The organism is Flavobacterium bernardetii, assembly GCF_011305415.1.
GTDB lineage: Bacteria > Bacteroidota > Bacteroidia > Flavobacteriales > Flavobacteriaceae > Flavobacterium > Flavobacterium bernardetii.
Map to the genome: position 1 here is coordinate 26,540 of NZ_JAANOQ010000011.1, position 26,967 is coordinate 53,506.

Annotated in this window: 17 protein-coding genes; 6 read left to right on the forward strand and 11 right to left on the reverse strand. The window is 30.6% G+C overall.

Annotation, left to right across the window (positions count from 1 at the left end):
- The first annotated feature begins 214 nt into the window (after positions 1-214).
- The 5 genes from G6N05_RS14765 (at position 215) to G6N05_RS14785 (ending at position 5,066) form a co-directional block, all read left to right on the forward strand.
- Entirely contained in the window at positions 215-631 is a 417-nt protein-coding gene (locus G6N05_RS14765) for a hypothetical protein (RefSeq protein WP_166131482.1), read from the forward strand.
- Between the two features lie 132 nt (positions 632-763).
- A complete protein-coding gene (locus G6N05_RS14770) occupies positions 764-1,834 on the forward strand; it encodes a pepsin/retropepsin-like aspartic protease family protein (protein ID WP_166131485.1) in 1,071 nt (356 codons plus the stop codon).
- Positions 1,831-3,090, forward strand: coding sequence for a pepsin/retropepsin-like aspartic protease family protein (locus G6N05_RS14775; protein ID WP_166131488.1), 1,260 nt, complete (start codon positions 1,831-1,833; stop codon positions 3,088-3,090). Before G6N05_RS14770 ends, G6N05_RS14775 begins: the two co-directional genes overlap by 4 nt.
- A gap of 391 nt (positions 3,091-3,481) precedes the next feature.
- Complete coding sequence (locus G6N05_RS14780; RefSeq protein ID WP_166131492.1) at positions 3,482-3,925, forward strand: hypothetical protein; 444 nt, start codon at positions 3,482-3,484, stop codon at positions 3,923-3,925.
- A 10-nt stretch (positions 3,926-3,935) separates the two neighbouring features.
- The gene (locus G6N05_RS14785; RefSeq protein ID WP_166131495.1) at positions 3,936-5,066 is read left to right on the forward strand and encodes a hypothetical protein; all 1,131 of its coding nucleotides are present in this window, start codon (positions 3,936-3,938) and stop codon (positions 5,064-5,066) included.
- Positions 5,067-5,118: 52 nt separating this feature from the next.
- On the opposite strand, the gene G6N05_RS14790 is transcribed toward G6N05_RS14785, so the two are convergent.
- The 11 genes from G6N05_RS14790 to G6N05_RS14840 all read right to left on the reverse strand — a co-directional run bounded on the left by G6N05_RS14790 (position 5,119) and on the right by G6N05_RS14840 (position 23,516).
- Positions 5,119-5,901, reverse strand: a complete 783-nt coding sequence (locus tag G6N05_RS14790) for a LamG domain-containing protein (RefSeq protein ID WP_166131498.1) — start codon at positions 5,899-5,901, stop codon at positions 5,119-5,121.
- Between the two features lie 196 nt (positions 5,902-6,097).
- Complete coding sequence (locus G6N05_RS14795; protein WP_166131501.1) at positions 6,098-7,609, reverse strand: T9SS type A sorting domain-containing protein; 1,512 nt, start codon at positions 7,607-7,609, stop codon at positions 6,098-6,100.
- A 184-nt stretch (positions 7,610-7,793) separates the two neighbouring features.
- Positions 7,794-8,435 carry a hypothetical protein gene (locus G6N05_RS14800; RefSeq protein ID WP_166131504.1) on the reverse strand — a complete coding sequence of 214 codons (642 nt, stop codon included), beginning with the start codon at positions 8,433-8,435 and terminating at the stop codon, positions 7,794-7,796.
- A 171-nt stretch (positions 8,436-8,606) separates the two neighbouring features.
- The gene (locus G6N05_RS14805; RefSeq protein ID WP_166131507.1) at positions 8,607-9,158 is read right to left on the reverse strand and encodes a hypothetical protein; all 552 of its coding nucleotides are present in this window, start codon (positions 9,156-9,158) and stop codon (positions 8,607-8,609) included.
- A gap of 122 nt (positions 9,159-9,280) precedes the next feature.
- Complete coding sequence (locus tag G6N05_RS14810) at positions 9,281-11,365, reverse strand: gliding motility protein RemB (RefSeq protein WP_166131510.1); 2,085 nt, start codon at positions 11,363-11,365, stop codon at positions 9,281-9,283.
- A gap of 157 nt (positions 11,366-11,522) precedes the next feature.
- Positions 11,523-12,266, reverse strand: coding sequence for a deoxyribose-phosphate aldolase (gene deoC, locus G6N05_RS14815; RefSeq protein ID WP_166131513.1), 744 nt, complete (start codon positions 12,264-12,266; stop codon positions 11,523-11,525).
- Positions 12,267-12,318: 52 nt separating this feature from the next.
- Positions 12,319-12,711: a VanZ family protein gene (locus tag G6N05_RS15810; protein ID WP_166131516.1), complete on the reverse strand. Its 393-nt coding sequence runs from the start codon at positions 12,709-12,711 to the stop codon at positions 12,319-12,321.
- Positions 12,665-13,045: a glycine cleavage system protein GcvH gene (gcvH, locus tag G6N05_RS14825; protein ID WP_166131519.1), complete on the reverse strand. Its 381-nt coding sequence runs from the start codon at positions 13,043-13,045 to the stop codon at positions 12,665-12,667. The genes G6N05_RS15810 and gcvH overlap by 47 nt, the downstream gene beginning before the upstream one ends.
- Before the next feature lie 131 nt (positions 13,046-13,176).
- Positions 13,177-20,388 carry a T9SS outer membrane translocon Sov/SprA gene (sov, locus tag G6N05_RS14830; RefSeq protein ID WP_394351483.1) on the reverse strand — a complete coding sequence of 2,404 codons (7,212 nt, stop codon included), beginning with the start codon at positions 20,386-20,388 and terminating at the stop codon, positions 13,177-13,179.
- A gap of 95 nt (positions 20,389-20,483) precedes the next feature.
- Positions 20,484-21,065, reverse strand: coding sequence for a Holliday junction branch migration protein RuvA (gene ruvA / locus G6N05_RS14835; protein ID WP_166131522.1), 582 nt, complete (start codon positions 21,063-21,065; stop codon positions 20,484-20,486).
- Between the two features lie 150 nt (positions 21,066-21,215).
- Positions 21,216-23,516, reverse strand: a complete 2,301-nt coding sequence (locus G6N05_RS14840) for an NADP-dependent malic enzyme (RefSeq protein ID WP_166131525.1) — start codon at positions 23,514-23,516, stop codon at positions 21,216-21,218.
- 809 nt (positions 23,517-24,325) lie between these two features.
- Here G6N05_RS14840 and G6N05_RS14845 point away from each other — a divergent pair.
- Positions 24,326-26,967: DUF4347 domain-containing protein (locus G6N05_RS14845; RefSeq protein WP_166131528.1), on the forward strand; the 2,642-nt coding region annotated here is incomplete at its 3' end.

The window sequence follows — 26,967 nt, forward strand, 5'->3', positions numbered from 1 at the left end:
TTCTTTGCAATGTTCTGAAAACAAAAACTTGCAAGTAAAAAATAAGGAACAGAAAAGAATTATCAGATTTCTTAAAAACTGTTTGTTAGGAGTGAAGAGAAAGTTGGCTTTGCTTTTAATATTGAAAATTCCAACTATAAAAAAAGCAGTCGAACTTTTAAACAGTATTGGCGTACTTAAGTTGACTGCAATTAATTTTAAAAAAACAAATATAATGAAAAAAATGGTATTCGGCTTAATTGCCACTGTTATGTTAAGTGTTTTTGGAAATGCCCAAGAAGTAACTGGAAATCAAAAACAATTACTTGTAAACACGCAAGTTGTTTCATTAATTACCTTAAGCAAATCTGTTTATCAAAAAGGACAAACTTATGAAGATTTTGTCAAAAATTTCACTACACCTTCACCATACAATCCTTTTGAAGGAAAATTGATGAAAGTGGTTTACAGTGATTTAGCAAGCAATACATCAACATGTGAAATATTGAGTAGAGATGCTTCAGAATTAGTTGCTTTAGGACAAAAACACGGGGCTTCTAACCTAACGGCCATCAATAAAACAAAATGTGGATTTTGGTGTCAATTAGCAATAGCAATTATTGAAGTAATTATTGAAATTATTAAACCGTAGAAATATAAACCATTGAATGAAACTGTTGAAGTTACCTTTTAACAGTTTCATTCTTGAAATAAAAACTAATAAATGAAACAAAATATCACACTTCTTTTAGTGATTACCTTTATAAATATAAGTTGTAAACAAATGAAGGCAATAAAAAATCAGGAAATAAGAAACAAAATTGGAGCTTACGCTTTCAACAAAGAAAGCAATCTTATTTACTTTGAAACTTTATTAGAAAATAACAAAGTGAATTTCATGTTTGACACTGGAGCAACGAGTAGTGTTATTACAGATTCTACAACAATTTCAAATTTTTCAACTAGAACATTTAATGGTATAGGAAGCTTAAAAGGCGCAGATAGAAAAAAAACAAAACGTAAAATACTTGTTTCTTCAATAGAATCTCCTTTGTTCTATTCTCAAAACAAAGTGTTTTCATATTTGAATATGATTTCTACCAATAAATGTGCTAAAAAAAATGAATTTCAAGGAATCCTAGGTGTTGATATCATGTTTAATGATGATTTGTTATTATTAATGGATTTTACAAATAGTAAGATTAGCTATATAACAGATTCAGATAAAAAAAAAATAGCTTTAAATGAAGGTTATCAAAAAATAAAATCAGAATGCAAAATGAATCAAATATTTATTTTTCTAAATATAAACAATAATGAATATCGATTTAAATTAGACACAGGTTTTTTAGGCAACCTAGTCATTCCATATAATGAAAATTTGAAGTTTGAAAAAGATAGAAATATTGCATTTGAAGGTGAGTTTTTTCAAACAGCATCAGGCAGAACAAACGGTGAAGAAATTTTTTATGAAAATCAGCAAATAAATCTTGGAGATATAAATGTAAATTCAACACTTTTGATTTCCAAAAGTATAAAAGCACAAAATGTTGGAATAAATTTCATCAAAGGTTTTGATTGGATTATTGATTTTTATAATAATGAAGTATACATAAAAAAGAACAACATTGAAATTGAAAGTGATTTAAACAATAAAATGTTTCAGTATAGAGCATCTGAAAGAAACAATAAAATTGTAGTTACAATAAAGCAAAAAAAATTAAATGAATATCAACTCAACGACGAAATCATCTCTGTAAATGATAAAACTATAACATCTGAAAACATTTGCGAAACAGTAATTTTATTAAATAATACAGCAAATTGGGATGAATTAAAAATAAAAAAACGATGAGTATAATATCAAAATCAATATTGTTTTTAATTTTTTTAATTCTAATAACTTTATGTAAGTATTACTTAGATAACTACTTTTTTAAAGGAAGTAAAATCTATTGTAATAAAACTATTAAAAGCATATTATCATTAATAATTGTAAGCTCTACAATTATTTCATGTAGTTCCTATAAAGATTATTCAAACCAAGTATCGATTTTAAATGAAAATTCGATTCAGAGTTTTACTTTAGAAAACAACAAGCTACATATACCTACATTAATAAATAACGAGAGTGGAATTTTTTTATTCGATACTGGTGCTCAAAGTTCTGCTTTACTTGATAGTATGTTTTTACAAAAAATCAACAAAAACAACGATTTAAAAAAAGGGACAAAAATAGTTGGAGCAAATGGCGTGACAATTCAATCATATAATTTTGTTTCATCAACAGCTAATAGTGGTTTTTTTACTTCTAAAAATAAAATTTTTAGATTTATTAAAATTCTAAAACAAAAAACTAAATATTGTAATGAAGTGCATCCAAACAATATTGGTATTATTGGTATTGATTTTATTGAAAATAGCGAATTACCAGTCTTGTTAGATTTTGAAAAAAGTAGAATTGAAATTTTAAACAAAGATTTTACATTTCAAAATTACACTAAAAGTAGTGCTAAAATAAAAACACTTGGTTCCAAAATAATTTTGCCTTTAGTTATTAATAATAAAAAAATAGATTTTTTATTTGATACTGGAAACAATGGCGGCTTAATTATTAAAAATGAAGATTTTAAATCATCTAAACAACCAAATGTTGAATTTAATACTTTAATAGAAACCGTTAATGGCATTTCATCTCAAAAAATAAAATCATACTATAATGCTGATATTATTTTTAATGAAACTGAAAAAATAAATTGTAAAATTTCTGTTTTCGATAATTTACATATTAATACATTAGGAATTAAATTTATAAAAAAATTTAATTGGATTTTTGATTTCAAAAACAATGTAGTCTATTTTAAAAAAATAAATAACATTGAAAACACTGATATAGAAATCCCTCCTTTCACAATTCAAAGCATTGCAGTTAATTCAAAACTTTTGGTTGGATTCAAATTAAATACAGACAACAATAATTTCAATATTAACGATGAAATTATATCTGTAAATAATAACATTATCACTCCCGAAAATGTATGTGAAATGCAAAATTTATTAAATAGTAAACCAAATTGGGATGAATTAAAAATTGAAATAAAAAAAAATTGAAAAGAAGCATCACTATTCAGATGCTATCATATTTAATTGCTAAAAAACAAAATTTAGAATTAAAATTCATTAAACCCAACATTAAAAAATATTAAAAAAAGATCCAAACGAAAAAATCACAATTTTTTATAAGCCATTCAAACATTAAAATGGATCTTTTTTTTATCATACTACCTGAAATGATATACCATTTCAAGAAAAGATTCATTATGAATCGAAAAAAAAGCAGCTTTTTGTAGTTCTAATTATTGTTGTGATTAAGAACAGGACTTTAAAAGTCATGCTATGTTTTGCTTAAATTGTTTAGTTAAGTATTAAAAGCGGTAAATCAAAATTTACCGCTTTTTTAAAAACAAAAAATAAAATTAACACAAGTAAAAACTTTAAAAAAATGAAAACAACAACTATTATACTGATATTGTTTTGCTCAATTATAAACGCACAAAACATAGAAAACAAACTTGAAATTGACATTAGAGGAAGAGAGTGCAAAGGTGGAGTTGGCCTATGCACAATTGAAACTAGTACTAATAAAAACCAGGATATTGAGAAGTTTTATTTATTAAAAATTTCTGAAACAGAATTACAGCTAACAATCAAAACAGAAGCCCTTACAATTGATGAACAAAAATTTCTTTTTGGTAAAGAAATCAAGACTATTTCTGAAATAGAAAAATTCTTTTTTAATCAAGATTATGATTTTGAATTGAATTCTGAAACCATTAATCTTTTAAATTTAAATTCAAAAAAACCAACAATAAAGAGTGGACTTTATCCAATAAAACTAATTGATAATAAAGCAGTAATCATCTTGAAACTATTTAGTAAAATTTAAAACTTAAATAATGAGTAAGCGCTTTTTTATATATTTTTCACTTTTATTTAGTGGTTTTGCTTTTTCAAATAATTTTGAAAAAGATCCAAATGTTATCATTTCAGAATTATATTTAGAAATAAGCTCAATTAATTTAAGATATGAAATTCTTATTAATAGTAAAATTGAAAAAACAAAAGCAATAGATCATTCTCTTCTTACCACATATAAAACAAAAAAGAAAGTGGATTTATTAATTCAGAAAGATCAAATTAATGCTGAAATAAGACAATTAATAAAAGACAACACTAGTGATGTTTCTAAAATTAGATATATAAAAGGATTACAAATAATTAAAATTTTATATGAAAAGGTATTAAGTTTAGATCATCATTTTGCTTCTATTCGAACTTTTAACGAGATTAATAAAATTTCAAATCCAAATCAATATCCAGAATTTGAAAAATTAAAAAACTTAGTTGCTGCAAAAAAAGACAAAAAAACCGGACTTGATTTGACTTCAATTTTAGGAACAAATACTATTGTTTCCGTAATTCAAACATTTACTAATATGCTGAATTCTTCATTAACTAAAGATGAAAAAGAAAAAGAACTAAGCAATATTGAATGCATTTTAGATTTTACTTTACGCATGCAAAATGATTTGAATACTATTTATTTCGAAACAGCTTTTCTACAGAAAAGTAATGATAAAATGAAAAGTGAAATTGAAATTTTATTTAAAGATTACACGAAACCTATCAATTATACAGCAACACTAGAAAACTGCAGAACAAATGACGATTGGGAAAATGTCACGATAAAAATGGATGAGTATTTAACTAAAATGAAATCCACAACTGGTACACAACAATATAAAATGCAAGTCAATTTAGAATTCCCAATTGATCGATTGTTGCAGTTTATTACTATGTATAATAACTTTATTGACCAAGGCGGCAAATTTTACGAAAAGTTTAAAGTGATTTTGAATAGCTATGAAAACGGAAAACAATGCGAAACCAAACTTCCGTTAGAATACAAAAAACTAAAAACGGATATTGATGTGGCTATTGATAAATTCAATATTGCTTATAAACCGGTTGAAATTAATGGTACTAAAATGAAGGAAATTTTATATGGATTGAATGAGTTTGATTAGCACGGATTGCAAATCCGCTATCGGGAGCAGTGCCTTTTGTGCGTAGTGTTGATTATTGACAACAAGGTTGTAAATTATACAATTGAGTAATTTCAAATTGAGAAAGTATATTGTTATATATAATAACATCATCCAATAAACCATTATAATTTTTTCCTAAAAATAAATCTCCAGCGTTTATAGTTGGAATATTTGTAGAACAGCCAGATCCAGGTAATCTAGTTGTTAAAACACCATTTTTGTATAATTTTAAATCTGTTCCGTTACAAGTTACAACTAAATGTTGCCAAACATTTGATAAGTCGGCTAAAGTTTCAGCACAGCCTAAACTATTAGAATAATCATCCCATAAAGAATGTTGATTGATACCAAATACTGGTTTTCTACAATCATATAGTGAAACTGACCATTGTCCAGAAGTATTAGGACAATGTAGACCAGAATCTCTTCCAATTAAAACTTCAAAGCCCGAATTTAGCGATAATGGTTTATACCATAATGAAATCGAAAAAGGAAGGGTTTGAAAATTATCTAAAAAAGTTGGATTTGTATATTTTAAAAATTCATTATTTGCTTTTACAAAAATGAATGCGCAATTTGAATTTCCAGCTCTATCCATTCCAGAGCTTGCTGTTGTTGAATTTGTTAAGTTGTAATTATTTCCTGAAGAATCATCTAATGAACCATTAGCAAAAGAATAAAAAGCAATTACTCCATTTTGTAAATTAGGTGGTAAACAATTAATTTGTTCAATATTTGTTTTTTCTTCTGATTTCTCGCAACTTATTGTCATGAATAATAAAAAGACAATTCCGATTTGGTTTATTTTTTTCATATTTCTTTTCTCTATAGATGCTTTTAAAGTCTTTTGGTTGCGTCTATTTTGTATTTTTTTTTGACATTACGCACAACTTATTCATAACCAATACTTTATAACGTTTATATTTGATTAGTACGGATTGCACCCGAGGCTTTAACAGAATTGACGAAGTAAATCCGCGCTCTCTGGTTGTAATTAAAATAGCAACTGGTTATTTTATAAAGGTTATATTTTTAAATTTGCTCCTATCTTCATTTGAAATACGTAAAAAATAAATCCCTTTTGGTAGAAATTCAAGATTATCAATTTTCTCTACATTATTACCAGAATTATATGTTTTATTATTGGTAATTGTTTTTAATCGCTGTCCTTTTGTATTGTAAATTTCAAATGATAATTTTTCTGAACTATTTAATGTGAATTCCAATTTTGTTTCATTGTTTATAGGATTCGGATATAAAGTAAAATTAGTATTTAATTCAAATTCATGGGTTGATAAAATCGAATTTTCAAGACGCGCCATTAAAGAAATATCTTTATAGCCAGCCATTACAATTTTGTTGTCAGATTGGATGGCTAAACTTGCGAAACCCTCAGGTTCAATTCCAAAATTAAAAATGAAAGTTCCATTAGTTCCAAAAGAATTCACATCGCTTCCGTCTAAATTATAGCATCCTACTCCAAAGTCCCAATTACTTGCCACACCTGCTGTATATCCAACAATTAAGTGATTGTTTAAATCTACAGCCGCATCAACTCCAAAACCTTCAATAATACCACCAAAATCTTTAATAACTATTCCATTATTCCCAAATGTAGTATCAAGACTTCCATTACTGTGATATCTTACTAGGACTGGCTTATTTTTTAAATTATGGTATGCATGGCCTACAACAATAAAATCGCCATTATTAAGTATAACGGCTTTTCTAGCATATGGAAACTCATTTGGACCAAAAGTGGTTGAAACCATTCCATCTCCATCGAATGAAGTATCAAATGTACCATCAGTATTTAATTTTGATAAAGTAAGACTATTAACGTTGTTACCAATACAAAGAATTTTACCATCATTCAAAAATTCCAAATCATATAAGATTTCTCCATTAACAATCGCTGTACCATTGTTCGCAAAGGCATTGTCAATAGAACCATTTTGATTTAATCGAACAATAAATGAATTATTGTTACTATATCCTCCTATATATATATTTCCTGCAGGATCTATTAGAATTGATAATCCTTCTTCATCTGTTGTTGGAAGAGAAATAATAGTATTGCCAGAGTTACCAAATGTTGTATCTATTGTTCCATTTGAATTTAATCTGGTAACCAAAATTTCAGCATTATTATTTGGCAATTCGATCCCACCTGTTATCAAAATTTTTCCGTCATTTTGTAATGCTATACTATGTGCATATGCTTGGTTACTATTTGTGACTACAGTTCCATTATTACCAAAAGTAGTGTCAACACTACCATCTGTGTTAAATCTGACAACTAAACATTGTGTATATGGATCATTCGTAGCAACAGCACCTGAAGCTACTATTTTACCATCACTCTGAAGAACGATTTGTGAAAATTCATTACTTCCAGAGATAAAGTCTTCATAAACTTTGCCGTTTGTTCCAAAAGTAGCATCAAAAGTTGGTGTTTGAGAATAGCCGTAAATTGTATTTAAAAGGATAAATAGTATTGAATTTAGTATCGTTTTTTTCATTATAAATTTTAAGTCTTAGTTTTATCTTAATATACTATCTGAATATAGTATCGTTTGTTTTTTTATTGTTGGCTAACGTTCCGGGGCTGCGTGGAACGTTTATTTCTTGTTAAGTTAGAAAATCGAGCGTGTTGTTTAAGGTAAAAGTAGCTATTGTGCCAAACCGTTGTTAGCAGAAGTTCATTTATATTTTTGAGGTTTTCAATCTCAGCTTAACATCTCTAAATTCTACAAGTTCAAGCTCAACCGGTTTTCCCATTAACGTAAATCCTTTCCCTTTTTTAACTAAGTAATTTCCTGAAAAATTCAAATTTTGTAAAAGTTCAAACGGGTGAAGGCAACAAAATCTAAAAAGCGGGAATAAATTGCTTTTTGCTTCAATCATATCCATTTCTAGTGACATTTTAGCCTTCTTTCGCTTTTTTCCTTCATATGCATTAACAATTATCGTCTTGGAAATGCTGTCTGCTTTTATTTCCTCATTAGTAAATTCATATCCGTAGAAAGATTTATGATATTTTATTGTATCGGAATCTACGTAAACAAAATCAAAATATATTTCATCATTGACCTTTGACTCATTTACTAAATAATTAAACATAATAAACTTATCTAAATCATACAATACGCCCTTGAGTTTACCATTACTCGAAGTAACACTTAGAAAATAGGAATCATTTTTAGAATTTGCGTAAGTAATTCGATCGTGCTTATAACTATCAACATTAATTCTGTATTGCGCTAACAAGTCGAAATCATAATTTTGAGCGTACCCCGAAACCATTACAAAGATTGCGATGATAGATGTTAAAATACCTTTTTTCATTGTTCTAGTTTTTATGAATTTCTGCTAATGTTCCGGCGCTTGGCGAGGTTGCGAACTTCGGAACTACTTATTGTCTGTTAAAGATAAAATTTCTTACGAAACGGAAACGTGATTTTACTACAAAATTCGCTATTGTGTAAAACGCTTGTTATGCGTTCGGCTTTTTTAGTACTAATTTATTCTTTTGAGAGTTTTTAAATTATATAGAATTATATCGCTATTATCCTGTTCGTCAAACTTGTTGTTTTTGTTCTTGTCATAATAGCCAGAAACTACCATTGTTCCAGTGTTTTTATTATAAGTTAAATGTTTTACAAAAAAATCATTATCTGTCAATTGAGTTTTTGTTTTACCATCTGTTGATAAAATAATTATTTGTGATGGATTAATATTATAACTTTTATTATTTGCGTTTTGTTCAAGAGAATTTACTCGAACAAATATTAAATTGATATTTAAACTATCAATTTTAATTTGTTCGGGCATTCCAACTCTAGTGTCTTTGGGAAAATCAACTTGATTTTTTTTACCAGTTTTAGTATTAATAAAAATTAAAGAACTAAAATTTGAATCATTAACTATATATCTACTAAAATGAAACCCTATAACATAATCAGTTCCTTCTACTTCTTTTAATTTATCATAATAAAATTCATTGTTTTTCTCTTGACCATTTGATAAAAGATTAAACATTACAGTAAAAATAAAAATTATTTTTCTCATAGTTTTATTGTTTGTGGTTTAAGCTGACGCATAACTTATACATACCCACTACTTAATAGCAATACATTTAATTAGCACGGATTGCAAATCAGCGCTATTGGGTTATTAAATTTATTTAACCATTAATAATCAAAATACCAATTAAATAAATCTGTAGAAATCCCAACAGAAACCCAAGTGGTGTTTGATTTTTCAAAAGTTGCTGATGTTTTGGTTGGGTCGAAACTTCTGTGAATTATATTGGCAAATACTTTCAAATTCGAACTTGGATTGATAATGTATCCTGCAGTGAAATCACCAATTAAGATTGTAGTTGTATTTCCTTGTCCGGCGAAAGCACCTTCATCATAAGGTCTTGGATTGGTTTCGCTATCGTATGGGATAAATAAATTGGTTCCGTAGTTGAAATTGTTGGTTCCGTCAGTATAATCGAAACCTCTTTTTCCGTAAATCAATTTCGCTTGTGAAAAATATCTGTTTTTGGTGTAACACGCAATTCCAATTAACTCTTTAAAGTTGGCACCCCAAGCATGTCCCATACTTTGGTTGTTGTGCGTATAATTAGTAAGTGTAGCACTATGAGAATACACATACGGACGAACTATATTATATTCGGCTTGTAGTGTTAAGTTTTCAATATCGAACGCGTTGAAATATTTGGCTCCAATTTGGTATCCGAATTTGTTTTTCCAACTTTTATTTCCTTTCGAAACATCGCCAACCGAAAATTCATCAATTAAAAATTGTCCGTAAGCACTAAATTTACTGTTGAATTTATATTTAGACGTGATTCCTAACAAGGCATTCCCCGATTTTGGTGAAGAAGCAAATTCCACAGCTCTATAAAAAATGATTGGATTGATAAAGTTGGGATCGAATCCTCTTCCGTTAGTATTTGACCAAACTACGCTTTCAAATAAACCTAAATTCCATCTTTTAGTAACGTTCCAACTCAAATAATGGTTTGCCATATATTTTGAAGCATACGTTCCTTCGGCTGTGTTTTCTGGTGTAATATCACGCAAAAACATATAGGTGTTGGTGTATTTTATTTTCCAAAAAGTAGTATTGAATTTTATAAACGGATACGGACTTGTAGCATCTCCTTGAATTACCGAACGGTATCCATCTCCAATAAAATTTCTTCCGTAACCCAATTGCACATCGAAAAACTTAGTCGCCGTAAATTTGATGTTGGCTTCTGCCATAGGAAAATCGAAGGCATCTGTTCTAAATTGTTTAGCAATTCCAACTCCAGGAATCGTTCCAGGGTTTCCTCCAGAAGGTTTTAAACTAATAGCATAAGCATTATAATAATCAGCAAAACGACCTTGACTTTCGTAAATTGAGGTTGTTAATGTGATGTTTTTACCTAAACCTGCTTGTATGTTAAGTCCTCTGGTGTTCACAAATGTGTTTTGTAATTCGCTATCAAAATCTTTTCCACCACGCATGTCTAAAATAGGGTTCATTAAAAACCAATAACCATCACCTTGCATTTGTACTAAGTTTTCATTCCAAATTTTTCTACCAAACCACGATGTTTTTTTCATAGCTTTTGCTTGATAATTCTTTTCAAAATCATAATATCTAGCAACATCTTTGTACGAATAAGGTTTTTCTGCGGTGTGATTATTTGTCCCAACTTGATTCATATAGGCTTCAAATTCGGCATATTTTTGATGATTGAATGGAATGTTTAAACCACTTTTGAATTGTGGGTTTTCGAATTTATTATAAACAATATCCTCAAATTCTTTTAATTCAGTTTTTGCTGTAATTTTCTCTGTACGATAGGCGTCTTCAGCTTTTTTCTTAGTTCTTTCATCATCTGAAAAAGGGAAGTTTACTTTCAAGGTATATTTCGCATAAACGGGTTTACCGTTATAAGTTGCAGGTTGCACAACTGGAAGCAATGAAAAAACACGTTTGGTTTCGTTTTTAATTTCTTCTGAAGCCGCATCGATATATAAAAGATCAAATTTCCCTAAAGTATCGACTGCAAAAAGCGCAATGATAGTCGACTTTTCAGCGGTATATTCTTTATTGAAATTTTGTTTGAAACTGTCTTGGATAGTCGCAAAAAAACAAGCATCGTCTTCTGGTTTCGCTTTACAACTTTCAAAGATTGGTAATTTTTCTGTGTTGTTTTGTGAGAAAACAGACAGAGAAAACAAAACAACGATTGTACTTAATATTTTTTTCATGTCATTGCGAGGCACGAAGCAATCTTTAAATCTGCCACAAAGGCGCTAAGTCGCTAAGTTTTTTTTTAATTTAATACTGATTTTTCTACTTAATTCTTTTATTTTTTGGCTTCGAGAGCCTCAGCCAACCGGTGACTGAGGCTCTCGAAGTCACTTTTCAATAACTTCCCGAAGTTTCTATTCCTTCAGAAATGGCTTTCGCCGATGATGTTCCTATTCTTTTTACACCTAACTTAATCATTTCAAGTGCTTCCTCTTTTGTTTTGATGCCACCAGATGCTTTTACTGGTAACGGAAATGCGTTTTCTAACATGGCAATTATTGCAGGAAAAGTGGCTCCATTAGGTGAACCATCTAAGGTTTTATAAAATCCAGTTGAAGATTTTACAAATACATTTTCAAATTCAATTTCCTTGAAATTAGCCGCAACCACATTTTTTATTAATGAGGTTATTTGAATAATCTGAGCACCGTTTAAAGCTGCAATTTCAATAATCCATTTTATGGTTTTGTTGTGTTGCAATGCGAATTGTGTGCCTTGCAAAACTTCTTGTTTCACCAGATTAATTTCACCTAATTTAAACGCTTCAAAATTAATAACAAAATCTAATTCGTCTGCGCCGTCTTTTATGGCTTGTTTGGCTTCAATTAGCTTTTCTTCAATAGTGTTTGTTCCTTCAGGGAAACCAATTACGGTTCCTATTAAAACTTTTGAATTTTGACTATCAATTAATTTTTTGGCCAATCCCACTTTATCTGGTCTGATCATAACCAGTTTGAACATTTCGTCAATAGTTTCTTGCACAAAGTTTTGAACCAAAACAGTGTTTTCTTTTTCAGAAATTTTTGCTTGCTTAGCTGTTTTTAAATACGTTGAATCTAAATAGGACTTGATGTTCATTTATTGATTTATTGGTAAAAATAAAAAAATCTCACCAAAGTGAGATTTTAATTTAGTTTTTTATTGCATAAAACTTTTTGACATATATAAAACTTGCTAGTGCACCTATAGAATTTGCTAAAATATCATACCAATCGAATGTGCGATGAAGCGTGAAACTTTCTTGCATAAACTCTATTGAAATTCCTATTATTAAAGCTAAAAAAAGAACTATTAGAATGTAATTCAAACTAGTATTTTTTAAGCTTCTTGACCAAAAATAAACAAATACGAAGTAGAATATAAAATGAACTACTTTGTCTTTATATTGGAACGTAAATTTAGGAACGTTTGGCGCATCATCTAAACAAAAATAAAAAATCAGAATTGTCCAAATAAATGCAAGAATCTTAAATAAATTATGCGCCAATAAGTGATGTATACGCTTCATTTGATAATAATTCATCTATTTCAGAAGCATTAGAAATTTTAATTTTAACCATCCAACCTGCTCCATAAGGATCAGTATTTACAGTTTCTGGATTACTTTCTAAATCGTCATTGAATTCAATAATTTCACCACTTAATGGTAAAAATAAATCTGAAACCGTTTTTACAGCTTCCACAGTTCCGAAAACCTCATCTTTATCTAAAGTTTGGTCTAAAGTTTCTACTTCAACATAAACAATATCACCTAATTCTTTTTGAGCAAAATCTGTAATTCCTACAGTTGCTACATCTCCTTCAATTGAAACCCACTCGTGGTCTTTTGTGTACTTTAAGTTTGCTGGTATATTCATTTGTATTTATTTGTTGTTTTTAATTTGGTCAAATGGTATCGCTTTTTTTATTTGCGAGTTCATTTTTTAATTGTGTTTATTTATGACAAATGTAAATTATATTCTTAAAATTTACTATTAATTTTTATTTTTTAATTTCCGAAATTATATATAAAAGTAAAGCCAGAACGAATGTTTGTAAGCGGGAATGCTGTTGAAATGACTGCTTTAGAAAATTGATGATCATAGAAAAACTTCGCTGTGAAATTTTTACTAAAGGCATAACCTGCGGATAATTTGAATGACCAAATGTTTTGCCCACCACCTAATTGATTGTTATCGTAATCTAAATATCGTACAATTGTCATGTTTTGACGAAGTGTGAAATCGGCTTTTAAATCAATATCACTCTTAATCATTCCTTGTGCGTTGTCGGCTAATTTCGAATTAAACTGAACGCCTTTAATTCTGTAACCAATACGAACGGTGTAATCGTTTCCTTGTACTTCTGTTAATAAATTATTATCGAAACTCATATTTAAACTTCGGTCTTTTTTCATTTCGACCATAATGTTTAATGAGTTTTTCAATTCGAAATTAACATTAAGTAATGGATTAAATTGCTCTGTTAAATTGACATTTGAAGTAATAATATCTGGGAATAAATTACCATCCGTATCTGTTGGACTTGGATTTAAGTTACTTCTAAATGAATTCACACTATAACTAGAACGGTATCCGTGTTGCATAGAAAAACGTTTGAAATTATCTTTAAACCAAGTCAATTTCATTAAACCTGTATATTTCAATGTCCAGTTTGGTAATGGGAAACTAGAGAATAATCCAGTTTGCACAGATGATGTTTTCACTCCAGAATAGGCAGATAAAAATGCAGGTACTAAAACACGCTGACTATTTTTTCCGAATTTATCTGGATAACCATCAGCATCAAAACCGTAATTTGAAGTACCATAAAATTCATCTGCTAAACGTATTGCCACAGCATAACGATTTTTACGGAATCTATCAAAAATTTCAGATTGATTTTCATCACTAGCTTTAAATGCCGTTTTAATCATAATAGTAGAAATATTAAAATTTCCAGTACTATAAGGCGACAATGAGTTGTAGTTTCCGTCAACTGCGTCAAATTGTTCCGAATAGTTCTCCGTAATATTTCTCTCTGCGTTGATATCAATTTTTAAATCTGGAATAAATTCTACTTGTGCAGTATAATCTAATCGTTTCGATTTAATTTGAGTAAAGCTCTGATTGAATTCTGGGTAATTTGTTAAATAACCTCTTTTAGCCGATTCATACCTAATATCCGATTGATCTCCGAAAACGAAACCTAATGTTGGTTTTGATGTTCCGAAAAATCCTAATCCTGGTAAATATCCTGGTAATAACGTTCCTCCAGATTCTGTATAATTCACTTGAATGTTTTTGACAGAAGTTAGCAAACCAATTCCAAATCTAGCAAAACCACCTCTTTCTTCTTGTATTACTTTAGGAGCAGTATTGACTACTTTTTCACCTGGTTTTGGTGGTGTTTTTTTAGAAGGAACTGCTTGTTTTTTCTGTTTTTTAACGGTTAATCCAATATATTTATAAAAGGCATTCATATCTAATGCTGTCTTTATATTATGCGAATTAGCATTCTGAATAGTATTTCCTAATTGATAAATAGTACCGTCTAACGCTTCAAAAGTTGAAAAGGCATCTGAAGAACGTTGCCAGCTGTAATCTCCTGTATATATGTATGAAGATTTAATGAAACTTAAAGCTGGAATTTTATTTATTGGTAAATCGTAATTAGCTGTTATTTGTTGGTTGTGCGTATTGGCTGTACCAAAATTCCAGTAATCATTCCAAATGTCTAAGTCGTTAATTGGGTTATTTTGCGCATCAAAATAATTTCTTACGATATTATTATTTGCAGCAGTATAATTTAATTTTAATGATTTTGTAATTGGGAAATTCACACCATACTGATAATTGAAGAAATAATTTCTTCTGTACAATGGATCTAAACCAATACCCTGAACATCAACCAATCTAAATTGTTGACGATTAAATTGTCTGACAATATTAGAATTAAATGTAATATTACTTGGTAAGAAGTTAAAATTAAAATCGCTTAATGCTTTATAATATCCGTTTTTCTTGAAAAACTTATTCTTTTTAAATGGTTCAATGGACAATGGTTTAAACGAATAGGCATAATCCAAAGATGATTTTTGTTGTTGATCTACCAAATTTTGAACTTGGAAATCGTGATGTAACATTTCGTTAAACGAATATGAAAGTGTCAAATTCTCAACATCATAAAAACGTTGTTTTTGTTTTTCTCCACGGTCTTTTTTCACACCAATAAAGTTTACACTTGTACGTTTGGTATAATCGATAGCGCGGTTTTCAATTTCGTCTTTTTTGTTTTGTTCCGTTTCTGCATCAATTACTTCTTTCAGCTCTAAATCTAAATATAATGGATCGTATTTTGGTGTAATTACTTGCTCACCAACTGCATAGTTAAAAGGTAAATTCAATTTCCATTTTTTCGGTAATAATTGCCCAACATTAAAGTTAGAAACTACGTCATATTGTTTTACGTCTTCTCTACTTCTTTCATTCGGACCTTCTTCTAGAGCTCCAAAACCAATTGTACTTAAACGTCCCGTTGCAGAGAATGTTGCGAAGTCAGCCAAATTCGTATCTAAATTAGCTACGGCAGCATAACCTCCTTTATTGTCAATTTCAGACATACGAAGTTCGTTAAACCAAACTTCTCCTCTAACTGCACCTGTTGCATCTGATGAACCATTCGGATTTTTAAGTCCGACCATTAAGGTTCTTACTTGTCCGAAATTAGGATTTCCTTTAATACCGATTTTCATACGGTCTATAGAAGGGTCTAAATCTTCTGAGTTCATAAAGGCAATTCCGTTAGTATCCGTATTACCTATTAAAGCAGCATTACCAGCAATTTTTAAACTTTTAATTTTTGAAAGCAAAGCTAAAGGTAATTCAATTTCGTTATCTGCTAACCAAATATCTTCGGGAGTACGAGCATTTAAATCACTCACTTTTAATGGCATTTCAATTTGGTAGAAATTATCGGTAAAGTCATTTCCTATACGAATAAAAGCTACCATTTCGTCATCTTCTAAAGGATCTACATCTCCAACCAATGGTTCAGCGTGTAAAAACATACGTAATTTTTTATATTGACGCATATCTACATCTACATTTTTAAATACGGCTTTAGAATCTGCATCAATTAATCCACCTTCACATCCATCAGTATTGTCTTTCTCATAAACTCTTAATGATAATGATTGTTCATTTTGATTGATAACTGTGTTACTGTTGTATAATTGTTCTCTATCTACACCTGGAGGTGACACATAAGGAATTGGGCTTCTGCCTCCATTTTCTTGAATATTAATAGCTACCACATCAAAACTTACATCATCTTGACATAAATTTGAATTTCCTGGTGTAAATAATTCCCCATTAAATCTTCTCCATTCTCCACGCACTAAATCTAAAGTTCCTAAACGAAGTGTTACTTCTTCGCTAAAGCCAGTTAAGAACATTCTCATAAAACGAATGGTTCTAAAATCTGTAATTGGACCTTCAATATTGGCAGCTGTTGCTTCTAAAATTGGAATTTTATATTGTACCCATCTTACTTCAGTACTTTGCCCGTTTGGCATAACTTGTGTTGTGGTCTTAAAATCAGAAACATAATTTTGACCAATAACAATAGTAGGAGTAATTGGAATATTAAATTTATAATACGCATTAATGGTATTCATGGTATTATCTCTATTCAAATCTTCCACATCAGGATTAGTTGAATTTCCTCTATTCGTATCTGTAACTGTAATTGGGGAATTATTTTCCAAACCGTTATAATTTTTATATCGATCTAAAACAGTTCCAGTTGCATTTAAATAATAGTTATAATTATCTGCAGAAGCATCGCCAAGAGCGGCGAAAGCCGGATGTTTTAATCTTTCCTCAGCATCGTTTAAACCATTTATACCAACATCTTGTACACTTCTATTTGCTTCATTAGTATCAAACGCGTAAATTAAGGATTGTGAAGCTGGCACTTTACCCCATTTGTTTGAGTAAGTTGGTTGACTTCCGCCGTTTTCAGGCAAACCATTTTCATATTGTTTTCTACCGTCTTTTAATACATCTTCACTAATTTCTCCTAAATTCAAAGTTAAGGTTCCTGTATTTGTTGGACTTGCAACATCACCTGGATTACCTGTGTAAGGATCCATCATCCAAAATTGTACATACTCAACATTTGCTTGTTCAAAATTTGTTGTATTAATTGCTCGCATAATACCACCCCAATTATTTGGAGCATCAATTGCTGGAAATTGATTGTTTGATGCCGCTATTGGATTGTAATTGTATGGTCCACGTTCTCTAGGATAATACGTTAAATCTAAAGTACTTATTACGTTAGATTGTCCTTGTGGAATGTCGATATTTGGGAATAATTCTTGACTAAAAATTCTTCTTGTTTTATTGCTTGACAAATCGTTATCATTAATTCCTGATGGCGGATCTGTATAAAAAACAGGGTCGATATTATACCAAGATAATTTTGCTCTTTTATGACCATATCTCCAAACTAAATCTTGTTCCGGATCATCATTAAATTCTCCTCCAAAACCAATTGGTGTACTGGCTAATGACCAAGCTAATGGTGATTTTAAATCTACATTAGATTGTGACCCTTCAAAATCATCAATATAAGAAGTTGGCTCTCCATTAAAATCTGCAGTTTTTGGTGCGTTTGGAAATAAATAGGCAAACTCTCCTCTAAAAGATAAATTAGATGGCGCTTCCGTTTCAATGTTTGGTAATTTGTTAACTAATCTTGTAAAGAAAGGAACTTCTGTAGAGAAATTAGTATTTATACCTACTATAGTATTATTTACTGATTCTTGATTGTAATCTGCTTTTTGAGTAAAAGGTCTTTCTGTCATTTTTAAGAAAGTAGCTCCAACTAAAAACTTATCGTTAAATTTATGCTCTACATTCAAACCATAAAAACGTTTCGTTTGTTGTCCGAAAACAGAATTATTTTCTAATGACACATTAATTGGCGTATTCGAAGCTTGCAAAGATGGGTCTAAAATATTAACACGACCTGCTTGATAATTTACCGTATAATCTACACCTTCTACTAAAATTCTTCCACCAGCAGATACTACAACACTTCCTTGTGGTACATTAAATGCACCTAGAGAAATTCCGTCACCACCAGTAGATTTAAAACTACCTTTTAATTTGAATTTATTTTTTGCACTTTCTTGTAAAGCTGCTGCTTGTGTAGATGTATATAACGTTCTGAAAACGTATTTCTCCTGATTGTCATTATATAATAAAGGATCATTATAATCTTCCGCAGCTAAACTTAATTTATCAAATAAGGTTTTACCGAAAGGTTCAACCGTTGTGAAAATAATTCTTCCATATTGTGCATCAACTGTAATACCAGGATAAAAATCGAAAAATCCATCTCCATTTGGTTGTGGGTCATTCGTAAAGTTTAACTTATCTAAATTAAATACTTTTAATAATGGTGTTTTCGTTACAGTATAAGGAATATTTAAAACTGGATTGTTTTCATCTGGAAATGGAGTTCCGGCTACTGGTGAAATATAATTTATAGGTGAAGGATCTTGGTATAAGATATTGAATTTAAAATCTTGTTGTTGCAATTGATTTCCGCCTGGAATTTGATAGATGTTTTTCATCATTAAATCCCAAGTTGGTTCACTCACATTGATTAAACTTCCTTTTAACATTTTTAAAATCAAAGCCTGAGTTGTAGGTATTCCAGCTGGATCTACAGTAGTTGATTGTAAACCATCATTTGCGAATTCCCCTACTTGATATACCTCGCCACCAACTGTATATTGGTAAGCAACAGCTAAAACCTCATCGTTTTGAAGTTTCTGATTTAAGGAAATGTATCCTAATTGTGGATGGAATGTATATTCTGAAGGTGATAATTTTCTAGCGTTTTCTAATTTCGAATAATCAATTCCCTCGTTCATTCCTGTATTAGTAAAACCGCTATTTGCAGTGGCAATTTCTCTAATCTGGTAATCTAAGTAATACGCTGGATTATCAATTTCTCCTGGATCAAATTTATTATTTTTATTGTCAGTTGGAGAATTTGGAGGTACAATAACAAAACCTGCATCAGGAACACCAATTATTTCAGAATCAGGAATTCCAGTTAATTGTGCTTCCCCTAAATCTTGCAAAGCAATAATATTTCTTAAGTTATTATCTGTTGTAGTAACTCTATTTTGTTTGTTTGTTATCCAAACTTCAATTCTTGTGATTTGTGCACGAGAATCAATTACAGGATAATTTCTTAAGGCATTATTATAGTTGTTTCTAAAATATTGTGATAAGAAATAGTGTTTATCAGAATCGTATTCTAAAGCAAAGAAATCAAACTCTTGAATAGTTCCACCACCTTGTGAAGTAATCGTTTTTGATTGTGATTTTTGTTCTGAGAAAACTCCAGTGAAAGTAGTTTTTCCGAACTGAAATTGTGCTTTCACACCAAATAAACTTTGCGCACCACGAATTAAGGAATTCGATATTGGAAAACTCACATTTCCAACTTCAATTTTCTGTAAAATATCGTCTTCTGTTGGTGAATAATCAAGTTTAATTAAATTTTGAAAAGCAAAAGTAGATTGTGTATCGTAATTAATATTTACATTCAAACGCGTTCCTACTTTTCCTTGTAAACCCATTGAAATTCGCTGATTGAAGTCGAATGCTGTAGTTTTTCTATTTCTTGGTGAAAAGGATGGATTATCTTGTTTCGTAAATCGGATTCCTAAATCAATTTCAACGGAACCACTCGGTTTAACATCAATTGTATTTCCACCAAAAATGGCTTCAAAAAACTTACTATTAACGTAAAATCTTGGTAATAAATTCTTTCTTGCTTCTTCAGAACCAGCTCTTTTTCCGTCAACTGCATTCAGTTTTTCTTGAAAATACTTACGCATTGTTTCTTTTCGAACAAGCTTTTCATACTCTTCTGGAGTCAAAATCAAAGGATAATCAATATTAAAACCATCAACGGAAGCCGTATAAATATATCGGTTAGTTACTGGGTCGTAGGTATAAGCATCAATAATACTTTTAGGATTTGGCATAGCAATTTGCCCTACACTATAACCTGTTTTAGTTGAATCTTGTTCTTGTACTGGAGTTTCTTGTGCAAATGAAAAAACACTGGCAAACAGCATAAAAAAAGAGCTGCTGATTTTTGAAACTATATTTTTAAATAATTTTTTCATATGTTTAAAGCATATTATTTATAGATAACATATGAATCACTTCCATTTTTAATGGTGTTTGCTTTGGCAAACTATTTGTTAATTGTGATTTCAAATTATAATACTTTTAAAGCTTGTTTGATTAAGTCTTCCACTGTTGCTGTTGGACTATTTGTGATAATTTTTTCTAATACTTTTTCTGCATTTTTTCTAATATAACCTAAAACTTCTAATGCAGATAACGCTTCTTCTTTGTTTGTATTGTATGAACCACCAGAAATTTCTTCGATGGCGTATATTTTTAACACTTTGTCTTTCAGGTCTAAAATCACTCTTTGAGCCGTTTTTAATCCGATTCCTTTAATAGATTGAACAGTACCTACATCATTAGAAGCAATTGCTTGAATAATTTGTTCTGGATTTAAAGACGAAAGCATTGTTCTGGCAGTATTGGCACCAATTCCTGAAACAGAAATTAATAGCTTAAACAATTCTCTTTCTTTTTTATCGGCGAATCCAAATAAAGAATGTGAATCTTCTTTAACTTGTAAAAAAGTATATAATTTTACATTTTCAGATTCAGGAATTTGAGTATAGGTATGCAATGAAATATGAATTTCGTAACCTACGCCATTGCATTCTATCACCACTTCTGTGGGAGTTTTTTCTACTAGTTTTCCTTGAATGTGTGCAATCATATATTTTCTAAACCGCTAAGCTCGCAAAGAATTCGCAAGGTTCGCAATGTTTTTAATTATTATATTATTTTGAGTACAAGATCTAAATAATTTCTTATTTGTGACTTTTTACTTTTTACTTTTTACTTTTTACTTTTTACTTTTTACTTTTTACTTTTTACTTTTTACTTTCAGCTGATTTTTCTTCTTTTCTTGTGCGTCAACTACTGCAACTGCAGCCATATTTACCATTTCTTCTACACTTGCCCCCAATTGAAAAATGTGCACTGGCTTTTCTAATCCCATCATAATCGGACCAATTGAAACCACTTTATCTAATTCCTTCAGCATTTTGTAGGTAATATTTGCCGCATCTAAATTAGGAAAAATTAAAGTGTTAACCTTTTTATTGGCTAATTTAGAGAATGGAAACTTACTTTTTAGCATATCTGGATTTAAAGCAAAGTCGGTTTGAATTTCTCCATCCACAATTAACTCAGGATAATTTTCATGTAAAATTTTAACTGCTTGTCTCACTTTTATAGCACTTTCATTTGAAGAAGAACCAAAATTTGAAAACGAAATCATTGCAATAACTGGTTCAATACCAAACATTCTTGCTGTTTTTGCTGTCATTAAAGCAATTTTTGCTAATTCTTCAGCCGTTGGATTAGGATTAATTGCAGTATCCGATAAAAATAAAGGCCCACGCTTAGTATTCATGATATTAGCCGTGGCAATTCTACTTACACCTTGTTGTTTGTCGATTAATTCCATTACTGGTTTCACAACTGTTGGATAACTACGAGAATATCCAGTAACCAAACAATCAGCATCACCAGTATTTATCATCATTGCTGCGAAATAATTACGCTCACGCATCCATTTTTGAGCATCTAATAACGATGTTCCTCGGCGTTGTCTTGTTTTCCAGAAATACTGTGCATATTTTTCTCTGGTTTTATCTTCGTCTTTAGATTTCGGATCGATGATTTTTAATTCGGCATCAAATCCAATTTCTTCTTTTAATTCTTGAATAATTTCTAAATTCCCTAATAAAATCGGAATTCCAATTCCTTCTTCATGAACAATTTGAGCTGCTTTTAACACATCTAACTGATCTGCTTCTGCAAAAACAATTTTTTTAGGATCGGTTTTGGCTCTATTGAAAAGTAGTTTTATTATTTTATTATCGCCACCTAAACGTTCTTGTAAATCATCTGCATATTTTTCCCAATCTGTAATTTCAATACCTGCAACACCGCTTTCCATTGCAGCTCTTGCTACAGCTGGAGAAATAGTGGAAATTAATCTTGGATCAAAAGGTTTCGGAATAATATAATCTTTACCAAAAACCAGCTTTTTTTCGCCATAAGCGATATTCACTTGTTCTGGAACAGGTGTTTTTGCTAATTCTGCCAAAGCTTTAACGGCAGCCATTTTCATCGCCTCGTTAATTTTTCGAGCTCTTACATCTAATGCACCACGGAAAATGTATGGAAATCCTAATACATTATTTACTTGGTTCGGATAATCAGAACGACCTGTTGCCATAATGATATCTTCACGTGTATTTATCGCTACATTATAGTCAATTTCCGGTTCCGGATTCGCCATCGCAAATACAATTGGATTAGGCGCCATTGACAATAACATTTCTGGTTTTAAAATATTTCCAACCGATAATCCTAAGAACATATCGGCGTCTTTTATAATTTCTGATAGTGGTCCTGGATTACACGATTTTGCGTAACGCATTTGTAACTCGGAAACATCATCTCTACAAGTTGTTAGTAAACCATTTACGTCGAACATGTATAAATTTTCAGGTTTTACTCCTAATAAAACATACAAATTCGCACAAGCTAAAGCAGCTGAACCAGCTCCAGAAACCACAACTTTTATTTTTGTAATATCTTTTTCTGCAATTTCTAAAGCATTTAAAAGTGCTGCCGAAGAAATAATTGCTGTTCCATGTTGGTCGTCATGCATCACAGGAATATTTAATTCCTCAACCAATCTTCTTTCAATTTCGAAAGATTCTGGTGCTTTGATGTCTTCTAGGTTAATTCCACCGAAAGTTGGCGCAATCGCTTTTACCGTTTCTACGAATTTATCAATATCAGTTGCATCAACTTCAATATCAAAAACATCAATATCAGAAAATATTTTAAATAGCAAGGCTTTTCCTTCCATTACTGGCTTTGAAGCTTCCGGACCAATGTTTCCTAAACCTAAAACGGCAGTTCCATTAGAAATTACAGCCACTAAATTTCCTTTAGCAGTATATTTATAAACGTTATTTACATCTTTTGCAATTTCCAAACACGGTTCAGCCACTCCTGGTGAATAAGCCAAAGACAAATCTCGTTGGGTAGCATATTTTTTAGTAGGCACCACCTGAATTTTTCCAGGTGTTGGTTTGGCGTGATATAGTAAGGCTTCTCTTCTTTTATTATTACTTTTAGACATATATAATCATTTGCATCAACTTACAAAGATAAAATAAGCAATGAAATAACAATAACGATTATTTAAAAAGTTGTTATTCTTTTTAAGCACAACCACAAACACTTAATTACCAAATAATTAACAAAGTATTTTTTTAAACACTTTAACTTCAAATCACAAGATTCAAAAAGCGTAATGAGGTTGGTTTTTTTGAACTGAAATTTGAAAAAGAATTACACGTAACAAATCTATTTAATTTAATTTTAAACATCTAGACACGATTTCCTACAAGAAAAAACAGGTATTACTACCTAGTTTTTTCTTGTTATACTTAACATATCTTTACCTCGAATTATTTAGGTTTTTTTTCATTTAACAAATAACCTAAAGCATTTAAGCTATAAAAAAACTGACCCCTTACGCTTTTTCATTTTTCAATAAATTTATAAACACCAAAATAGTATTTTTTATTCAGCTCATAGTTTTCTGATAAGAATTATTTCATTAAAACCTCGAAATCAAATTTATTTAACATAAATCTTCTCTTCTTATGACATAAAAAAGTTTTTTCATGACATTTTTTTCTTTTGACAATTAATGCTTAGAGTAAATTTGAAAAAATCTAATTAAATACAACTTATAATCAACTAATGAAAGAAAAAATACCTTGATTTAAACTATCACTGAAACCCACATGTTAATAACGATGTTAGCTATGCTATTTCCGTTAACCTATGTTTACTCTCAAAGCACAACTAATCTCAGGAAAATTGGGGGAAATATTGAAACAATCTAAGAATCCTTTATAACAAGTATTAAAAGAAATTATTATGAAAATAAAATTATTATTAGTCGGAATACTCTTCTTACTTTTCTCAAGTGAGGTTTTCGCACAAAGTGGCGTTCACCTTTTTCTTATAGACGAAAAAGTAGAAAATCCTGAAATTATTGAAGCAAATGCTAAGTCTGAATTGAACGTAAAAACATTGCGTGTTTCATCCAAAGCTGGATTTGCAGAAATAACAGAATTAATAAAATCAGTTATTAAAAGTGAAAAATTACTTAGTGTAAATATTTTTTCACATGGAAAAAAGGGTCTATTTGAACTCGGATCAGAGATTATTACTAACCATAACATATTCGAATCAAAAAATTCGAATTTCTTTTATGGATTAAACATGTCTATTGAACATAATGGTTCACTTAACATATTTTCATGTGAATCTGGATCAAGCGATGAAGGTAATCAATTATTTGATTCATTGAAACAATTAGGCAACTACTCAGTTGCTATGTCTACAGATATTACGGGAGGCAAAACAAACTGGAATCTTGAATTATCCGAAAAGGAATCATTCCAATCCGTACTTTCTGATAATATAAATAGAACGTATAGAGGAAATTTGCAAGTAGCAGTAGAGCCTGGTTATACTGTAACTACAGCATTTTTAGGAACTGGTTATGTCACAGAAATGACTACTGACTGGACTGGAAAACGATTGTTCTGGCATATTGATAATTCAGGAGGAAATCCAACAACCTTAAGAAATGGTGATATTGCAGCTCAAACTTTTGCGTTAGTTCCTGGGGTTTGGGCTACAACTTGGCATCCTTTTATAGCAACGGATATTGAATATTACAACAATTCAATATTTACTTGGTCGAATAGCGTATTAAGTATGCGTGATCTATCTGCACCAGGAGCAGTTACATTAGCATCTGCACCTGCAGTTTCTGGAAATGAATGTGGTTTTGCCGTTATTGGTGATACTCTGTATTTTCAAGGCTCTGGAAGATTATGGTCAAAAAATTTAACCACTGGAGTTGTGACAAATGTTATGGCAATGTTGGATAATTCTGGTCTTGAATATTGTCAGACTACCAATAAATTATATTATTTAAATTATTCAAATAATCAGCTCTGCGAAGTTAATTTAGCCGGACCAAGTCTTGTTGTTAAATCAACAATACCTGCAGGACATAATGCAAACTTTGCTGTTGATCCCGCAGGACAATTTGCCTATATTCATTATGGAGCATCTGTGCAAAAAGTTAACCTGACAACGGGAGTTATTACAGCTTTTGTAGCTGCAATACCTTCTGTTAGTGCTAATTCTGATGTGCGAGTTGGCCCTTCAACCGGTGTTCTGGGAGGGAATAGTTTATACATAGGAGGAATAGATCGAATTTGGGAGGTGAAAATTTGTACACCATCTTCAATCACACCAAACATAGCTTCTTTACCAGATGTTACTGGTCAATGTTCTGTTGCTGCGCCAACAGCACCAACAGCTACTGATAATTGTGGAACAATAATTACAGGAACAACGTCAACTGTTTTTCCGATTACAACACAAGGAACAATAACGGTTACTTGGACGTATACAAGTGGAAGTGTTACAACGACTCAAACTCAAAATGTAATTGTTAATGATGTTACAAATCCAATTATTACTATACCAAGTACTTTAACATCCGTTGATCAACAACAGTTGGTTTTAAATACATGTATGGGTAATTTTACTCAACAAAACTTAGCACAGTCATTTATTCCAATTCAGAATTCTATTAATGGTGCTTCAATATTATTAACTGATAATGGCGCAGGAATTGGTAACGTTACTCTTTCTCTTTATTCAACATTAAATGGAACTCTTTTAGCAAGTGGCACTGATTTGGGTGTTTCAGCAAATGAATGGGCAAGCGTAAGTTGGCCTTCTATTTCAATTACACCTGGCGCAACTTACTATTTAGTAGCGACAGGAACTAATGGGGCGCAATGCTGGTCTGGTAATACATCTAATCCATATCCTAATGGACAAACATATGCTAACAGTGGATTTGGTGCATTTCCTAGTTTTGATTATGTATTTACAACTACTTATGAATCTACTGGAGGTAACATTTGTGGATCAACGTTGACTTATTCAGCAAACCTAGGAAGTTGCGCTACTAACGTCACAACAAACAATCCAATTATTAGCGATAATTGCGCTGTAAATAATCTTATTTGGACGATATCTGGAGCAACAGTTGATGCATCTCCTGTTTCTGGTATCAATAATTTAAATACTCATAGTTTTAATACTGGAACTTCAACAGTAGAATACACATTATCTGATAATAATGGAAATACGTCTATTTGTTCATATAACGTTGTAATTACTGATACTCAAGTTCCAACTGTAATTACTCAAAACATAACAGTTCAATTAGATGCGACTGGAAATGCAACAATTACGGCTGCTCAAGTTGATAACGGTTCAACTGATAATTGTGGTATTGCTACGATGACAGTTTCTCCAAACACATTCACTTGTGCGAATGTTGGTCCAAACACAGTTACTTTAACGGTAACAGATGTCAATGGAAACATGAGTACAGGAACGGCTACGGTAACGATTCAAGATACTGTTCTTCCAACTGTAATTACTCAAAACATAACAGTTCAATTAGACGCAACAGGTAATGC

Bases quoted from the DNA above. Each gene is read 5' to 3' on its own strand.
- sov (WP_394351483.1), bottom strand. From the start codon at position 20,388: ATGAAAAAATTATTTAAAAATATAGTTTCAAAAATCAGCAGCTCTTTT.
- G6N05_RS14800 (WP_166131504.1), bottom strand. From the start codon at position 8,435: ATGAAAAAAGGTATTTTAACATCTATCATCGCAATCTTTGTAATGGTT.
- G6N05_RS15810 (WP_166131516.1), bottom strand. From the start codon at position 12,711: ATGAATTATTATCAAATGAAGCGTATACATCACTTATTGGCGCATAAT.
- G6N05_RS14775 (WP_166131488.1), top strand. From the start codon at position 1,831: ATGAGTATAATATCAAAATCAATATTGTTTTTAATTTTTTTAATTCTA.
- G6N05_RS14805 (WP_166131507.1), bottom strand. From the start codon at position 9,158: ATGAGAAAAATAATTTTTATTTTTACTGTAATGTTTAATCTTTTATCA.
- G6N05_RS14785 (WP_166131495.1), top strand. From the start codon at position 3,936: ATGAGTAAGCGCTTTTTTATATATTTTTCACTTTTATTTAGTGGTTTT.
- G6N05_RS14795 (WP_166131501.1), bottom strand. From the start codon at position 7,609: ATGAAAAAAACGATACTAAATTCAATACTATTTATCCTTTTAAATACA.
- G6N05_RS14810 (WP_166131510.1), bottom strand. From the start codon at position 11,365: ATGAAAAAAATATTAAGTACAATCGTTGTTTTGTTTTCTCTGTCTGTT.
- G6N05_RS14770 (WP_166131485.1), top strand. From the start codon at position 764: ATGAAGGCAATAAAAAATCAGGAAATAAGAAACAAAATTGGAGCTTAC.
- deoC (WP_166131513.1), bottom strand. From the start codon at position 12,266: ATGAACATCAAGTCCTATTTAGATTCAACGTATTTAAAAACAGCTAAG.
- gcvH (WP_166131519.1), bottom strand. From the start codon at position 13,045: ATGAATATACCAGCAAACTTAAAGTACACAAAAGACCACGAGTGGGTT.
- G6N05_RS14790 (WP_166131498.1), bottom strand. From the start codon at position 5,901: ATGAAAAAAATAAACCAAATCGGAATTGTCTTTTTATTATTCATGACA.
- G6N05_RS14780 (WP_166131492.1), top strand. From the start codon at position 3,482: ATGAAAACAACAACTATTATACTGATATTGTTTTGCTCAATTATAAAC.
- G6N05_RS14765 (WP_166131482.1), top strand. From the start codon at position 215: ATGAAAAAAATGGTATTCGGCTTAATTGCCACTGTTATGTTAAGTGTT.
- G6N05_RS14840 (WP_166131525.1), bottom strand. From the start codon at position 23,516: ATGTCTAAAAGTAATAATAAAAGAAGAGAAGCCTTACTATATCACGCC.
- ruvA (WP_166131522.1), bottom strand. From the start codon at position 21,065: ATGATTGCACACATTCAAGGAAAACTAGTAGAAAAAACTCCCACAGAA.